This window comes from Micromonospora chalcea (assembly GCF_002926165.1).
GTDB classification, from domain to species: domain Bacteria; phylum Actinomycetota; class Actinomycetes; order Mycobacteriales; family Micromonosporaceae; genus Micromonospora; species Micromonospora chalcea.
This window is the reverse complement of record NZ_MAGP01000113.1, coordinates 56,777-70,981: the sequence shown is the minus strand read 5'-3', so window position 1 is coordinate 70,981 and position 14,205 is coordinate 56,777. Positions and strand designations below refer to the sequence as shown.

General features: G+C 75.3%; 12 protein-coding genes. 5 read left to right on the top strand and 7 right to left on the bottom strand.

Translation table 11 applies throughout. The features are described 5' to 3' along the window. Positions 1 to 267: glutamate mutase L (locus BAW75_RS16045; RefSeq protein WP_208635260.1), on the top strand; the 267-nt coding region annotated here is incomplete at its 5' end. Positions 268 to 688: 421 nt separating this feature from the next. On the opposite strand, the gene BAW75_RS16040 is transcribed toward BAW75_RS16045, so the two are convergent. From BAW75_RS16040 to BAW75_RS16025, 4 genes are read right to left on the bottom strand one after another with little or no spacing between them, the layout of a single operon-like run. Further along, positions 689 to 1,471, bottom strand: a complete 783-nt coding sequence (locus BAW75_RS16040) for an ABC transporter permease (RefSeq protein ID WP_104114070.1) — start codon at positions 1,469 to 1,471, stop codon at positions 689 to 691. After that, complete coding sequence (locus BAW75_RS16035) at positions 1,468 to 2,442, bottom strand: ATP-binding cassette domain-containing protein (protein ID WP_104114069.1); 975 nt, start codon at positions 2,440 to 2,442, stop codon at positions 1,468 to 1,470. The genes BAW75_RS16040 and BAW75_RS16035 overlap by 4 nt, the downstream gene beginning before the upstream one ends. 58 nt (positions 2,443 to 2,500) lie before the next feature. Beyond that, on the bottom strand, positions 2,501 to 5,611 hold the full coding sequence (locus tag BAW75_RS16030; protein ID WP_104114068.1) for an ATP-binding protein: 3,111 nt from the start codon (positions 5,609 to 5,611) through the stop codon (positions 2,501 to 2,503). 51 nt (positions 5,612 to 5,662) lie between these two features. Beyond that, positions 5,663 to 6,979: a low temperature requirement protein A gene (locus BAW75_RS16025; protein ID WP_069089687.1), complete on the bottom strand. Its 1,317-nt coding sequence runs from the start codon at positions 6,977 to 6,979 to the stop codon at positions 5,663 to 5,665. A 112-nt stretch (positions 6,980 to 7,091) separates the two neighbouring features. Between BAW75_RS16025 and lnt the strand changes: the two genes are divergently transcribed. From lnt to BAW75_RS16010, 3 genes are read left to right on the top strand one after another with little or no spacing between them, the layout of a single operon-like run. Continuing rightward, complete coding sequence (lnt, locus tag BAW75_RS16020; protein ID WP_104114067.1) at positions 7,092 to 8,681, top strand: apolipoprotein N-acyltransferase; 1,590 nt, start codon at positions 7,092 to 7,094, stop codon at positions 8,679 to 8,681. A 26-nt stretch (positions 8,682 to 8,707) separates the two neighbouring features. Continuing rightward, on the top strand, positions 8,708 to 9,499 hold the full coding sequence (locus tag BAW75_RS16015; RefSeq protein WP_064445994.1) for a polyprenol monophosphomannose synthase: 792 nt from the start codon (positions 8,708 to 8,710) through the stop codon (positions 9,497 to 9,499). A gap of 53 nt (positions 9,500 to 9,552) precedes the next feature. Further along, positions 9,553 to 10,092, top strand: coding sequence for an FxsA family protein (locus BAW75_RS16010; protein WP_104114066.1), 540 nt, complete (start codon positions 9,553 to 9,555; stop codon positions 10,090 to 10,092). Between the two features lie 182 nt (positions 10,093 to 10,274). Here BAW75_RS16010 and BAW75_RS16005 read toward each other — a convergent pair whose 3' ends face one another. Then, on the bottom strand, positions 10,275 to 10,616 hold the full coding sequence (locus BAW75_RS16005; RefSeq protein ID WP_007070998.1) for an RNA polymerase-binding protein RbpA: 342 nt from the start codon (positions 10,614 to 10,616) through the stop codon (positions 10,275 to 10,277). A gap of 224 nt (positions 10,617 to 10,840) precedes the next feature. On the opposite strand from BAW75_RS16005, the gene BAW75_RS16000 reads away from it, so the two are divergent. Beyond that, positions 10,841 to 12,322, top strand: coding sequence for a peptide MFS transporter (locus tag BAW75_RS16000; RefSeq protein WP_043330143.1), 1,482 nt, complete (start codon positions 10,841 to 10,843; stop codon positions 12,320 to 12,322). A 6-nt stretch (positions 12,323 to 12,328) separates the two neighbouring features. Here BAW75_RS16000 and BAW75_RS15995 read toward each other — a convergent pair whose 3' ends face one another. Both BAW75_RS15995 and BAW75_RS15990 read right to left on the bottom strand, forming a co-directional pair. Next, the gene (locus BAW75_RS15995) at positions 12,329 to 12,919 is read right to left on the bottom strand and encodes a pyridoxamine 5'-phosphate oxidase family protein (RefSeq protein ID WP_043324102.1); all 591 of its coding nucleotides are present in this window, start codon (positions 12,917 to 12,919) and stop codon (positions 12,329 to 12,331) included. A 58-nt stretch (positions 12,920 to 12,977) separates the two neighbouring features. Then, on the bottom strand, positions 12,978 to 14,204 hold the full coding sequence (locus BAW75_RS15990) for a hypothetical protein (RefSeq protein ID WP_104114065.1): 1,227 nt from the start codon (positions 14,202 to 14,204) through the stop codon (positions 12,978 to 12,980). Between the last annotated feature and the right edge of the window lies 1 nt (position 14,205).

Sequence of the window (14,205 nt, the reverse complement as noted above, 5' to 3'; positions counted from 1 at the left end):
GGGGCGGCGACGGGGGAGCGGGCCGGGCGGGGGCTGCGGGAGGTGAAGCTGCTAGTCGGCTCCGGCGGGGTGCTGCGGCACGCCGACCCGGGTGACGCGGCGGCGGTGCTCGACGCGGTGCTCACCGACCACGCCGGCGGGTGGGCGTTGCCGCGGGCGGCCCGCCCGGTCGTCGACGTGGACTACGTGCTGGCCGCCGCCGGGTTGCTCGCCGACGATCATCCGGGTGCGGCGGCGGCGATGCTGCGGCACCACCTCGGCGCCTGAAGCAGGCTCAGGAATCGAGACGCGCCGACGCGACACGCCGTGTCGCAACACACGACAGGCCCGGGTGGGTTGACAGCGGCGGGGGTCTACGCCGTACCGTCTTTGAGTCCTACCACGGGAAGCGGCTGTTGTTCGCTTCGTCCCTTCGTCCGCTGGCCGAGCGACCGGAAGGTTGCGGCGGCCAGGTCCAGCGGGCGGGGGTCGGCGGGGCGGCGCGAACCGGCCGCGGTTACCGGTGTACGGGCAAGGTGAGAGGCACGGCCAGTAGACAACGGCCAGGCGGGGGCAGCCAGTCCACGTCGGGTCGGTCCGAAGGTCGGCGCTGATCGTCTTCGCCCCACCGGCCGGGAAGGGCCTGGGAGCATCGGGGCGCGGCTTCGGCCGCGCCCCGATTTCATCCCCCCGGATACCCCGGCCCTTGTCAGCGGCCGAGCCGCCGGTAGCCGCGCACCGCCGCCGGCGCGGCCACCGCGATCAGCGCCAGCGGCCAGGCGACCGCCAGTTCCAGTGCGTGCCGGGCCGGCCACGAGTCCCCGCTCAGGCCCGGGTTGCCGAACAGGTCCCGGGCCGCCGCCACCGTCGCCGACAGCGGATTCCACGCGGCGACCGCGCCCAGCCAGTCCGGCATCAGCTCCGGCGCCACGAACACGTTGGACAGGGCGGTCAGTGGGAACGCCAGCGGGAACACCACCACCGCGACCGTGTCCGGGTTCGGCACGAGCAGCCCGAACAGGATGCCCACCCAGGTCATCGCGACGCGCAGCAGCAGGATCAGCGCCACCGCCGTCAGCGCCGGGCCGACGCCGTCGCGCCACTGCCAGCCCACCAGCAGCCCGCACACCACCAGCGTGGTCATCTCCAGGCACGCCCGTACCAGGTCGGCGCCGGCGCGGCCGGACAGCAGCGCCGAGCGGGCCATCGGCAGTGACCGGAACCGGTCCACCACGCCCCGGCCGGCGTCCGCCGCGATCGCCGACGCGGTCGCGCCGAGCCCGTAGAGCATCGTCATCACGAACACGCCGGGCAGCAGGAACTCCCGGTAGTTGCCGCCGCCCGGCACGGACATGCCGCTGCCGAACACGTAGCCGAACACCAGCACGAACATGATCGGCAGGCTGAAGTAGATGATGATCTCCTCCGGGGCGCGGACCACGTGCCGCATGTTCCGCCCGGCCATCAGCCACCCGTCGGTCAGCGCCCTCACGACGCCACCTCCATCCGCTGCGCGTCGAACCGGCCGCCGGTCAGGTGCAGGAACGCCTCGTCCAGCGTCGGCCGGCGCACCAGCACGTCCTCCACCGCCACCCCGGCGTCCTCCAGGGTCCGCAGCACTGTCATGAGCACGGCGATCCGGTCGGCCACCGGCGCGTCCACGCGCCGCAGCTCCGCGTCCACCGTCACCGCCGCGCCGGTGGCGCGTTCCACCACCGCCGCCGCCGTGGGCAGGTCCGCCGCGTCGCGGACCACCAGCTCCAGCCGGTCCGCGCCGATGCGGGCCTTCAACCGCTCCGGGGTGCCCTCGGCCACGACCCGGCCGGAGTCGATGACGCACACCCGGTCGGCGAGGTGGTCGGCCTCCTGCAGGTACTGGGTGGTCAACAGCACGGTCGTGCCGTCGTCGACCAGTTCCCGCACCGCCGACCACAGACCGTTGCGGCTGCGCGGGTCCAGGCCGGTGGTCGGCTCGTCGAGGAACAGCACCCGCGGCGGCACCACCAGGCTGGCCGCCAGATCCAGGCGGCGGCGCATCCCACCGGAGTAGCCGCCCGCCGACCGGTCCGCCGCCTCGGTCAACCCGAACCGGTCCAGCAGCTCCTCGGCGCGGTCGCGGGCCCGCCGCGCGGACAGCCGCCGCAGCCGCCCGAACAGCACCAGGTTCTGCCGCCCGCTGAGCACCTCGTCGACCGCCGCGTACTGCCCGGTCAGGCTGATCGCCTCACGGACCCGGTCCGGTTCGGAGGCCACGTCGTACCCGGCCACCCGGGCCCGGCCGGCGTCGAACCGCAGCAGCGTGGTGAGGACCCGCACCGCAGTGGTCTTGCCCGCCCCGTTCGGGCCGAGCACCCCGTACACCGTGCCGGCCGGCACGGCCAGGTCGAAGCCGTCCAGGGCGGTGGTGCGGCCGTACCGTTTTCGTATCCCGTCGGCCAGCACGGCCGTCGTGTCGTCGCTCATGCCGGCAAGCGTCACCGCCGGCGCTGACCGGGCGCGCACCGCGCGCGCACCGGGCCAGTCAGCGGCCGTCAACCAGCGCCAGCGCCCGCTGCCGGGGCAGGTCCGCGCCCCCGGCGTACGCGGTGGCGAACGCCGCCTCACCCAGGTGTTCCCGCAGCTCGACGGCGGTGGGTGTGCCGGCCGGCGCGTCGGCCGCGCCGGTGCCTGCGAGCAGCGCCGCCGCCGCGCCCAGCAGCCGGGCCGCCGACTCGGGGTCGCCGTCGCGCAGCAGCGGCCCGGCCAGCCCGTCCGCGGCGGCGGCCACCACCGGCACGTCCCACACACCGACGCCGGCCGTGAGGACCTGCCGGTAGTGGGCGCGGGCCGCAGCCGGGTCGCCGGTGGCGTCGGCGAGCTGCCCGAGCGTCACCAGCGCCGCGAGCCGCACCACATCGGCGCCGAACCAGCCCGACGGGCACTGCGCGACCGCCCGTTCGCACAACGCCCGCGCCCGCCGCGGGTCGCCGTCGCGGCGGGCGATCTCCCCGAGCCCCAGGTACGCGGCGGCGACCAGCTCCGGCGCGCCAGCCGGCCCGGCGATGCGCCGCACCCGCCGGAAGTCCTCGGCCGCGCCGGTCAGGTCACCGGCGGCGAGCCGCCCGTCGGCGCGGGTCCGCAGCAGCTCCGCCAGGTCCAGGGTGGAGCCGAGCTGCTCGGCCAGCTCCAGCGCCTCCGCCATCGGCGCGGCCGCCGACGCGACGTCACCGGTGCGGTAGGCGGCCTCGGCGCGGGTGGACAGCGTCACGATCATGCCCCAGCGGTCGTCGAGCGCCCGGAAACCGGCCAGCGCGCCGTCCAGGTCGGCGTGGGCCTGGGCGTGACGGCCGTGCAGCAGACCGACCATCGCGGTGCCCAGGCGGCCCAGCGCCCGGCTCCACGGGTCGGCGCCGAGCAGCCGGTCCCGGACGGCCCGCTCGTGCAGCGCCGCCGCGTCCTGCGGCGACGGGGGGCCGCTGGCCATGCCGGACAGGTAGAGCAGGAACGGATGCCGGGGCGGCCGGGCCATGGTCCACAGGATCCGCGACGCGGCGTCGACCTCGCTGCGGTCGCCGCCGCCGGCGAGCGTGGCGATCAGCAGCGCCAGCGCGTACTCCTCGGCCAGGCCGTCGGGCGGGCCGCCGAGCCGGTCGACAAGCCGCCGGGCCGGCGCCGCGCCCTCCCCGCGCAGACCCCGCAGCCACCAGTAGAACGCCAGCGCCGCGACCAGCCGCAGCCCGGTCGCGGTGTCCGCGTGGCGCAGCGCCGCGTGCAGGTCGTCGCGGGCGGCGTCGAGGCGGCGCAGCCACCGCTCCTGGCCGCCGCCGCGCAGGCCCGCGTCGCCGGCCTGCGCCAGACCCAGGAAGTACGCGGCGTGCGCGTCGCGCACCCGCCCGGTCTCGCCGCGCTCGGCCAGCCGGGCGGCGGTGAACTCGCGGATCGTCTCCAGCATCCGGTAGCGCCCGCCGGTGGCCTCCACCAGCGACTTGTCGACCAGGCCGGTGAGGGTGTCCAGGACGTCGCCGGCGTCCGGGCCGCACACCGCCTGCACGGCGGCCAGGTCGGCGGCGCCGGCGAACACGCTCATCCGGGCGGCCAGCCGCCGCTCCGGGGCGTCGAGCAGGTCCCAGCTCCACCCCACCACCGCCTCCAGCGTGCGGTGGCGGGGCGCCGCGGCGCGGTCGCCGCGGCGCAGCAGCCGGAACCGGTCGTCCAGCCGGGCCGCGACCTGCGTCACCGGCAGGGCCCGCAGCCGCGCCGCGGCCAGCTCCAGGGCCAGCGGCAGCCCGTCGAGGGTACGGCAGATCCGCAGCACCGCCGGGGTCGTGTCGGCGTCGAGCGTGAACCCGGGCGACACGTCGGCGGCCCGGTCGGCGAACAGCCGCACCGCCGGGTACGCGGCCGCGGCCTGCGGTGCGGCCGGCCCGTCCGGGGCGGGCAGCCCGCCGACCGGGCACAACGCCTCACCAGTGAGGCCCAGCGGCTCCCGGCTGGTGGCCAGCACCCGCAGCCCGGGAGCGGCGGCGAGCAGCCGGGCGGCCAGCCGGGCCGCGTCGTCGATCACGTGCTCGCAATTGTCCAGCACCAGCAGCAGACGCCGGCCGGCCAGCGCCGCCACCAGCCGGTCGGTGAGGTCCCGGGGCCCGCCCGGGGCCCGCAGCCCGGCGTCGCGCAGGTCCAGCGAGGTCAGCACCGCCGGCGCCACAGGCGAGCCGGGCGCGACAGCGGCCAGCTCCACCAGGCACACCGGCCCGTCGTGCCGGGACGCCGCGGTGGTGGCCAGCCGGGTCTTCCCAGCGCCGCCGGGGCCGTGCAACGTCACCAGCCGCGCCGAGGCCAGCAGCTCCTCGACCCGCCGCAACTCCCGTTCCCGGCCGACGAAGCTGGTCAGCGGGGCGGGCAGCCGCGCCGGCGGCGCGGGGTCGTCGCGCAGCAGCGTGGCGTGCAACGCGACCAGCTCCGCCGACGGGTCGGCGCCCAGCTCCTCGGCCAGCACGCGGCGCGCGTCGGCGTACGCGGCGAGGGCCTCGGCGCGGCTGCCCGCGCCGTGCAGGGCGCGCATCAGCAGCCCGTGCAGCCGCTCCCGCAGCGGATGCGCCGCCACCAGGGCCCGCAGCTCGGCGATCAGCGGCGCCCCGGACGGCGCGAGCGCCAGGTCCGCCTCGACCCGGTCCTCGATCGCCGCCAGGCGCAGCTCGCGCAGCCGGGCCGCCTCGACGTCGGCGAACGGCGCCCCGGCGACATCCGCGAGGGGTTCACCGCGCCACAGGTCCAGCGCGTCGCGCAGCAGCGCCGCCGCGCCGCGCGGATCACCGTCGGCCAGCGCCGCCCGTCCCGCCCCGGCCAGCCGGGTGAACCGGTGCACATCCACCCGCTGCGGGTCGACGGCCAGCCGGTAACCGGCCGGACCGAACTCGATGCGCGCGCCGGGCAGCAGCCGCCGCAGCCGCGACACCTGCGACTGCAACGCGTTCGCGGCCTGCTCCGGCGGCCGGTCGCCGTAGACGCCGTCGATGAGCCGCCGCGGCGGCACCGGGCGGTCGGCGTCGAGCAGCAGCAGCACCAGCAGGGCAAGCAGCCGCTCACCGGCGACCGGGAGCGCGCTGCCGTCGGCCGCGTACGCCTGGGTCGAGCCGAGCACACCGAACCGCATGGGCCCGATTGTCGCCTGTCGCCGGCACCGCCCACACTCCCCACCCGCCGGTCACAGGTGACGCCGGCGCCATTCGGACTGCTCCCGCTCGGCGGCGACCTGCTCGTCCAACGCGGTCCGGCGCACCTGACGACGCCACGGGTCACCCGCGCGCAGACCGAACAGCACCAGGAAGACGCTGACCGCCGCCAGGATCGCCAGAGCGGCCACCACCGGCAGCCGGCCCGCCCACGGCAGCCCCACCGCCAGCACGAGCACCACACAGGTGGCGACCGCCGGAATCCGTTGGGTCGCCCGCACCGCCAGCGCCAGCAGTCCCAACATGTAGATGACCACCCCGGCGAACAGCACCCGGCTGTCCAGCTCGGCGGCGTGTTCCCACCAGGGATCGCCGTGCGGGTGGGAGATGACGGTGAGGTAGCGCTTGAGCCCGAGGGCGAACAGGATGATCCCGGTGATCAGCGGCAGGTGCAGGTAGGCGTAGGCGTCGCGGGCGAGCGCCGCCCGTGCCCGGACGTCGCGGGTGCGATGCAGCCGCTGCTCCAGCGCGGGTGCCAGAGTGTCGAAGTACAGCCACCACAGGGACGCGATGATGGTGACGCCGAGCACCGACGCCACGATCACCGGCCACGTGGCCGGCAAGCCGGCGCTCAGCTTCGGTCCCAGCCCGAGCGAAATGATCGACTCGCCGAGCGCGATGAGCAGGATCAGCGCGTATCGCTCGGCCCAGTGGGCGGCGGACACGACTGTCAGCCCGGCGCTGGGGGCGAGGCCCCCGGAGGTGTACTCGACGCAGACCGCGGCCAGCCACAGCGCCAGCGGCAGCCACCTCGCCCATGGCTGCTGGGGTGACTCGGGCAGTGCCTTGGTGGCGAGGATCAACGCCACGCTGGTCAGCGGTGGGAGACCGAGGCGCAGGGCGGTCCGTCCGCGGCGGCTGCTGCGGGCCAGGAACACCAGCACCTGGGCCGCCCGGATGATGAGGTAGCAGCAGGCGAACAAGACCAGACCGGGCGGACCGGACTGCTGCTGCGCCTGCTCCTCGGCGAACGCCGACGGTGTGCTCAGCGTCAGCACGAACAGCGCGGCCACCGTCACCGAGCCGACAAGCGGCATCACCCCCTGGTCGGTGCGGACGACGTTGCCCAGGGCGGCGAAGGACACCCAGCACCACCACAGCAGCAACAGCAACAGCAGTCCCGCCAGCAACGACCTGCCGCTCAGGGTTTCGGAGAGGACGTTCGTGACGTTCAGGAACGCGAACACGAACACCAGGTCGTAGAACAACTCCACCCGGGTGACGCGCGAGCCGGGCGCGGTCGGCAGGACACGACCCCGTCCCCGCTCAGCGTTCATGCTGCCGAGCATGGCAGCGGGCCCCGCCCACCGAGGCGCAGTTGCCCGATCGGTGGCGCAGGGGCGCGGGCCGACGGCCGGTACGGGCGGGTAGCCTTCGGCCCGTGATCGTGGGGAGAAGCCGGTGACGACGCTGGAGCAGGAGCAGTCGCGCGCCGTCGCCGACGGGGCGCGTCCCCTGCCGCTGACGCTGGCCGTGCCGGCCGCCGTACTGGCCGGGGTGGCGCTGCTGCTGGCGTTCCCGCCGTACGGGATGTGGCCGCTCGCCCCGGTCGGGGTGGCGTTGCTGGCGGCCGCCGCGCACCGGCGGCGGTTGCGGGCCGGCGCCGGGCTGGGCTTCCTGGCCGGGGTGGCGCTGTTCGCGCCGCTGCTGGAATGGACGAACCTGCACACCGGCTACCTGCCGTGGGCGCTGCTGTCGCTGCTGCAGGCCGCCTACCTGGCGCTGCTGGGCGCCGCCACCGCCTGGGTGTCGCCGCTGGCCGACCGGCACCGGGCGGCATGGCCGCTGCTCACCGGCGTGTTGTGGGTGGGGCAGGAGGCGCTGCGTGACCGGACCCCGTTCGGCGGGTTCCCGTGGGGGCGGCTGGCGTTCAGCCAGGACACGTCGCCGATGCTGCGGCTGGCCGCGCTCGGCGGCGCGCCGCTGGTCACGTTCGCGGTAGCGGTCGCCGGCGGGATCCTCGTCGCGGTGGCGTGGCGGGACTGGCGTCGCGCGCCCGGGCAGTGGCGGCCGGTGGCCGGGCTCACCGCCGGGCTGGTCGCGCTGCTCGCCGCCGGCCCGGCCGTGCCCGCCGAGGTACGCGGCGCGGACGGCACCGTCACCGTCGCGATCGTGCAGGGCAACGTGCCGCGCCTCGGGCTGGACTTCAACGCGCAGCGGCAGGCGGTGCTCAACAACCACGTCGACGCCACGCTGGAACTGGCCGAACGGGTCACCGAGGGCGGGCAGCCCCGCCCCGACCTGGTGGTGTGGCCGGAGAACTCCAGCGACATCGACCCGCTGCGCAACCCGGCCGCGGGGGAACGGATCGGGCAGGCCGCCGACGCGATCGGCGCGCCGATCCTGGTCGGCGCGGTGCTCGCCGGCCCGGAGGCGGGGCAGGTGCGCAACGTGGGGCTGCTGTGGCGGCCCGGGACGGGCGTCGACCTGGACCAGACGTACGTCAAGCGGCATCCGGTGCCGTTCGCCGAGTATGTGCCGCTGCGATCCCTCGCCCGCATGGTCAGCTCGCAGGTCGACCGGGTCAGCTCCGACTTCGTCCCCGGTGACCGGCCCGGCGTGGTCGACGCGGGCGCGGCGGTCCTCGGCGACGTGATCTGCTTCGAGGTCGCCTACGACGGGATCGTCCGGGACACCGTGACCGGCGGCGCGCAGCTGCTGGTGGTGCAGACGAACAACGCCACGTTCGACGTGGCCGAGGCCCGCCAGCAGCTGGCCATGGTGCGGTTGCGGGCGGTGGAGCACGGCCGGGCCGCGTTGATGGCCTCCACGGTCGGAGTGTCCGGGTTCGTTTCCCCCGACGGGCGGGTAGACGGTGCGACCGGGTTCAACACCGCCGCGGTGGTGGTGCGGCAGATGGAGCTCGGCAACGGGCGTACCCCGGCGACCACGGCCGGGGTGTGGCCGGAGGTGGCGCTCACGGCGCTGGCGGTCGCGGCCCTGGCCGGAGCGGCCGTGCTGCGCCGGCGCCGGGAGGTCGCTCCCGGCTGAGCCGACGAGCGGGAGGCGGTGCGACGGTGGCGGTGACAGCCGACAGGCGGACGGCCGGCCACCCCGGGGTGGGGCGGGTCCTGGTGGTCATCCCCACCTACAACGAGGCCGACAACGTCGAACGGATCGTCGCCCGGGTACGCGCGGCGGCGCCGGGGGTGGACGTGCTCGTCGCCGACGACAACAGCCCCGACGGCACCGGCGCGATCGCGAACCGGCTCTCCGGGGACGACCCGCGGGTGCACGTGCTGCACCGCGAAGGCAAGGAAGGGCTCGGCGCGGCCTACCTGGCCGGTTTCGCCTGGGCCCGCGCACGCGGCTACGACGCCGTGGTGGAGATGGACGCCGACGGCTCGCACGCGCCGGAGGACCTGCCGGCGCTGCTGGACGCCGCCCGCGACGCCGACGTGGTGATCGGCTCCCGGTGGACGCGCGGCGCGCGGGTGCTGAACTGGCCGTGGCAGCGGCTGCTGCTGTCGCGGGTCGGCAACCTGTACGCGCGGCTCGCGCTGGGCATGCCGGTCAGCGACGCCACCGGCGGCTACCGGGTGTACCGGCGCAGCGCGCTGGACGCCATCGACCTGGACTCGGTGCGCTCCCAGGGGTACGCCTTCCAGGTCGAGCTGTCCCGGCTGGCGCACCGAGCCGGGGTACGCATCGTGGAGGTGCCGATCACGTTCGCCGAGCGGGAACACGGCGACAGCAAGATGAGCCCGCTGATCGTGGCCGAGGCGCTGTGGCGGGTCACCCGCTGGGGGGTGCGGGATCGCCTGGCGACCGCGTCCGCCCGCCCGGACGCGCTCGCCCGCTGGCCTTGAGCCGAGGCGTGTCATGCTTGAGGGGCGTGATGACCCCGGGCGGATGAGGTGAGATGCGCCGAGGACTGAAGTACGTACCACCGGCCCTGCTGCTGTTGGCGCTGCTGGAGCTGACCGTTTTCGTGCTGGTCGGCCGGGCTGTCGGGTTCGGCGCGGCGGTGCTGCTGGTGTTCGGCGCGTCCCTGCTGGGGCTGGTGCTGCTGCGCCGCGAGGGCATGCGGGCGTGGCGCGGATTCCGCGCGGCGGCGCAGGAGGGCCGTCCACCGGGCCCCGAGGTGACCGACGGGCTGGTCGGGCTGCTGGGTGCGCTGCTGCTGGCGATGCCGGGCCTGGTCAGCGGCGTGGTGGGCCTGCTGTTGCTGCTGCCGCCGATGCGCCGGCTGGCCGGTGGCGGGGTGCGCCGGGCCACCGAGCGGCGGGTGTCGTCGATGGTCGCCGGTGACCTGTTCGGGCCACGGCGGGTACGGGTGTACCGGGGCGCGCCGCAGCCGACCCCGCAGCCCACACCGTCACCGTCGCCGGGTCCCGCGCCGACGCCCCAGCCGGTCACCGACCCCGGCAAGGCCATCGAGGGCGAAATCGTCGACCGCTGACGCACGCCCGCCGCGCTGCGTTGCGCCGGGCCATCGGCTTGATCGACTCCACTTCGCCGAGGTGGTGGCATCAGACCGCGCCCGACCCCGCCGCCGCCCCGAACTGGCGACCGCGCCCCGCCCCTGGCAACGAAAACGCCCCCGGGTGATCCCGGGGGCGTTTTCGGTCATGCGGGAGATGCTCAGGCGCGACCGCGACGGGTCCGGACCTCCTGGAGCCGCTCGGCGAGGATGTCCTCCAGCTCGGCGATCGAGCGCCGCTCCAGCAGCATGTCCCAGTGGGTACGCGGCGGCTTGGCCTTCTTCTGCTCCGGCTCGGTGCCGTCGACCAGGCGGGCGACGCTGCCGTCGAACTTGCACTCCCAGGTCGTCGGGACCTCGGCGTCGACGGCGAACGGCACCTCGAACTGGTGGCCCTTGGCGCAGAGGTACTCGCGGGTCTGGCGCGGCGCGAGCTCCGTGTTGCGGTCGGATTCGTAGCTGACCGCGCCCAGCCGGCTACCGCGCAGCATGCGCTCGCCCATGATCGACTTCCCCTCGTCCGTGGTGCTGGTCTTCAGGTGTAACGGCCGGTCACCGTTCGCCCATTCCCCACCCACGTCGGCAGGGCCGTACGCGGGTCGGAAGAACCAAGGGTAACCGGCCATGACAGCTGCCCGGCGGGGTCGTCCCCGGCCGGGCCGAATCGGTGGAGTGTTTCGCCTGTCAATGGGGATGTTACCCACCTGTTTGCGTGCCGGAGGTGACGATGAGCAGTGACGCGCCGGTCGGGGCCCGGCCACCCGCGGGCAAGACCTTCTTCGGTCATCCCCGTGCGCTGTCCACGCTCTTCCTCACCGAGATGTGGGAGCGGTTCAGCTTCTACGGCATGCGGGCGATCCTGGTGCTGTACCTGACCGCCGCGGTCGCCGACGGTGGGCTCGACATCGGTGAGTCCAGCGCCAACGCCGTGTACGGCACCTACAACGCCATGGTCTACCTGATGGCCCTGCCCGGTGGCTGGGTGGCGGACCGGCTGATCGGCGCGCGACGCAGTGTGCTGTGGGGCGGCGTGGTGATCGCCGCCGGCCACTACGTGATGGCGATCCCGACCGGGTGGAGCGTGTTCGCCGGCATGGCGCTGATCGTGCTCGGCACCGGCCTGCTCAAACCGAACATCTCCACCATGGTCGGTGACCTGTACGAGCGGGACTCGCCGCGCCGCGACGCCGGGTTCTCGATCTTCTACATGGGCATCAACCTGGGCGCGTTCATCGCGCCGCTGATCACCGGCTTCCTCGGCGAGAAGATCAACTGGCATCTGGGGTTCGGCGCGGCAGCGGTCGGCATGACCTTCGGCGTACTCCAGTACGTGCTGGGCCGGCGCAACCTCGGCGACGCCGGTGCCCGCCCGGCGGACCCACTGCTCGGCGCGGACCGGCGACGCGCGCTGACCCGCATCGGCGTGGCCACAGGGATTCTGCTCGCGGTGCTGCTGGTGCTGCTGCTGGCCGGCTGGTTCACCGTCGACACCGTGGTCAACCTGCTCACCGTGGTGACGGTGCTGGTGACAGTCGGCTACTTCGCGCGGATCCTCACCGACCGGGAGATCAGCGGCACCGAACGCAGCCGGATGAAGGCGTACGTGTGGCTGTTCGTGTTCGCCGCCTCGTTCTGGCTCATCTACGACCAGGCCGGATCGGTGCTGAACATCTTCGCCGCCGACCAGACCGACCGCTCGGTGGGCGGGTTCACGTTCCCGGCGTCCTGGCTGCAGTCGGTGAACCCGATCCTGATCATCATCGGCGCGCCGCTGGCCGCAGCGCTGTGGCTCAAGCTCGGGCACCGGGTGTCCACGCCCACGAAGTTCGCGGTCGGCCTGGTGCTCAACGGTCTGTCGTTCGTGCTGATGGCCGCCGCCGCGCGGGCAGCGGTCGGCGGCGACCTGGTCTCACCGCTGTGGCTGGTCGCGGTGTACGCGATCCAGGTGGCCGGCGAGCTGTCGCTGAGCCCGGTCGGCCTGTCCGCCACCACCAAACTGGCCCCGGTCAAGTACGCCAGTCAGATGCTGGGCCTGTGGTTCCTCGCCACCGCCGTCGGCGACGCGATCGGCGGCCAGGTGGCCCGGCTGGCCGGCGCCTGGTCGCAGCCGGTGTACTTCCTGACCTTCGGGCTGGCCTCGGTGGTGCTGGGCCTGGCCGCGGTGATGTTCACCCGTCAGATCCGGACCCTGATGGCCGGCATTCACTGACCTGGCTCACACCGACGGAGTGGGCGGCAGTGGCAGCGGCAGGCCGGGCAGCCCGTCGATGCTGGTGGCGACGTGGTCCTTGCCGGCGAAGTACGCGCTCAGCGACGTGTCGTCCTCCCGCGCGAACCGGCGTTCGTGCAGGTCGCGGTCGGCGTCGTAGGTCATGAACGGCACCGCGTAGCCGCAGGTGTCGCGGATCAGCTCGGCGTGCGCCACGATGATCGCCCGCAGGCCGTGCGGGCCGGGGTCGATGTCGGGGAAGTGCCGCAGCAGGCCGGGCCAGCGCGGGTCGTCGCGGAACACCGGCTCGCCGCGCCCGTGCACCCGCACGATGTTCGGCGGGCCGGCGAACGCGCACCACATCAGCGTGATCCGGCCGTTCTCCCGCAGGTGGGCGATGGTCTCGGCGTTGCTGCCGGCGAAGTCCAGATACGCCACCGTGTGCTCGTCGAGCACCGCGAAGCAGCCGCGCAGCCCTTTCGGGGACAGGTTGACGGTGCCGTCACCGGACAGCGGGGCGGTGGCGACGAAGAACATCGGCTGCGCCTCGATGAAGTCCCGCAGCCGGCCGTCGATGCGCTCGTATGTCTTTCCCATGCCCCGATCCTCGCCGCCGGCACGGGTCCGGCGCTGCCCCCTTCCCAGCCCGTGGCGGTCAGCCGGTGCGGGTGCCGAGCCGCGCCAGCGCCGTCGCCAGGTCACTGACCTGGTCGGCGAGCTGCCCGGCGCGCCGCTGCGCGGCGTCCCGGTCCGCCTCGATCACGGCCGTGCGCGCGGCCAGGTCGGCCGCCCGCGCCTCGGCGGCGCTCGCGGCACGCCGCACGTCGGCCAGCTCCGCGGCGAGCGCGTCCCGCTCGGCGGTACGGGCCGCGGCCTGCTCCACCGCGGCGGCCACGTCGGCCCGGAACCGCTCGACGGCAGCGGCAGCCTCGGCGCGGACCGCCTCGATCGCCGCGCTCGCCTCGGCGCGGGCCCGCTCCAGCGCCGCCTCGGCGTCGGCACGTACCGCGTCGGCCCGGTCCCGCTCGGCGCGAGCCTGCCGCGCGGCGGTGGCCTCGGCGTCAGCCCGCCCAGATGCGGTCCGGGCCGCGAGCTCCGCCTCGGTGGCCCGCCCCTGGGCGGCCTGCGCGTCGGCGCGCGCCCGGTCGGCGTCGGCGCGGGACTGTTCGGCCCGGTCCAGGGCCTCGGCGGCGGACCGGGTGGCCCGCTCGGCGTCGGCGCGGGCGGTGTCCCGTTCGGTGGTCAGCTGGGCGACGCGGCGGCGTTCGGCGTCGCGCTCGGCGCGTACCGTGCGCAGGTCGTGCCGGGCGGCGTCGCGGTCGCGTTCGGCCTGCACCCGCAGCGCCTGCGCCGCGCCCGCCTCGGCACGGGCCGCGTCGCGGGCGTCCTCGGCGGCGGCGACCCGCTCGGCGGCCGTCGCGGCCGCCGCCTCCGCCCGCTCGGCCCGGTCGGCGGCGGCGTCGCGTTCGGCGTACGCGGCGCGGGCCTGCTGCCGTTCGCGGGCCGCCGCCGCGGTCGCGTCCTCGGCCTCGCGGCGCGCCTCGTCGCGCTCGGCGTGCGCGGCCGCCACCTGCGCGGACGTCTCCGCGCGCAGCTCGGCGAGCTGCCGTTCCACACCCGCCGGGGACAGCTCGGCGTCCAGCGCCTCGGTGAGGGTCTCGACGATCTGGTCGAGCCGGTCCACCGCCTCCCAGGTGCGCGCCACCTGCCCGGGCAGTCCGGGGGAGTTGCGGTGACGCATCCGCGAGTTGCGGGCGGCCCGCTGGCAGGCGCCGTCGTTGTCCCGGCAGTAGCGGAACGGGCGGCCCGCGCCGACGCGCTGCGGCACGTCGCGTCCACAGTGTGCGCAGGGTCGGGTGTCGGTGGCGGGCTCGGCGTCCATC

Excerpts from the sequence above, each read along its gene's own strand:
- BAW75_RS16035 (WP_104114069.1), bottom strand. The coding sequence starts at position 2,442 with ATGAGCGACGACACGACGGCCGTGCTGGCCGACGGGATACGAAAACGG.
- BAW75_RS16030 (WP_104114068.1), bottom strand. The coding sequence starts at position 5,611 with ATGCGGTTCGGTGTGCTCGGCTCGACCCAGGCGTACGCGGCCGACGGC.
- BAW75_RS16025 (WP_069089687.1), bottom strand. The coding sequence starts at position 6,979 with ATGCTCGGCAGCATGAACGCTGAGCGGGGACGGGGTCGTGTCCTGCCG.
- BAW75_RS16010 (WP_104114066.1), top strand. The coding sequence starts at position 9,553 with ATGCGCCGAGGACTGAAGTACGTACCACCGGCCCTGCTGCTGTTGGCG.
- BAW75_RS16005 (WP_007070998.1), bottom strand. The coding sequence starts at position 10,616 with ATGGGCGAGCGCATGCTGCGCGGTAGCCGGCTGGGCGCGGTCAGCTAC.
- BAW75_RS16000 (WP_043330143.1), top strand. The coding sequence starts at position 10,841 with ATGAGCAGTGACGCGCCGGTCGGGGCCCGGCCACCCGCGGGCAAGACC.
- BAW75_RS15995 (WP_043324102.1), bottom strand. The coding sequence starts at position 12,919 with ATGGGAAAGACATACGAGCGCATCGACGGCCGGCTGCGGGACTTCATC.
- BAW75_RS15990 (WP_104114065.1), bottom strand. The coding sequence starts at position 14,204 with ATGGACGCCGAGCCCGCCACCGACACCCGACCCTGCGCACACTGTGGA.